Annotated in this window: 1 protein-coding gene; it reads right to left on the bottom strand. The window is 43.9% G+C overall.

Going from position 1 to position 415, the window contains the following annotated elements:
* Positions 1 to 415, bottom strand: a 415-nt coding sequence (gene lgt, locus EMN46_RS19180) for a prolipoprotein diacylglyceryl transferase (RefSeq protein WP_154202614.1), incomplete at both ends; no start/stop codon positions are given.

The raw sequence follows: 415 nt of genomic DNA on the forward strand, positions 1-415 counted from the left end.
CTCGCGTCATCCACCCAAATACCAATTCTTTAATATGATCATCAGGCTGCCGAACAAACTCGACGACAAAACGGAAAATACCGTAGAAAATTAAAAATACCGATCCCACTGCTAAACGCGGACGAGGTTTGCGTGAGAACCAAAAAACAATGATAAAGAGCACTAAACCTTCTAAAAAGGCCTGATACAACTGGGAAGGGTGCCGTACTAATTGCTCTGGATCTCGTGGAAAAACCATACCCCACGACACATCTGTTGCCCGTCCCCACAACTCTTGCCCAATAAAATTACCTATGCGCCCAAAACCTAAACCTAGAGGAACTAGCGGCGCAATAAAATCTAATGTGGAGTAAAAAGGTACTTTGATACGGCGCGAGTAAAAGTAAATCGCCAAAATAACGCCTATAAGACCACC

This window comes from Ancylomarina sp. 16SWW S1-10-2, from assembly GCF_009669305.1.
Taxonomy (GTDB): Bacteria; Bacteroidota; Bacteroidia; order Bacteroidales; family Marinifilaceae; genus Ancylomarina.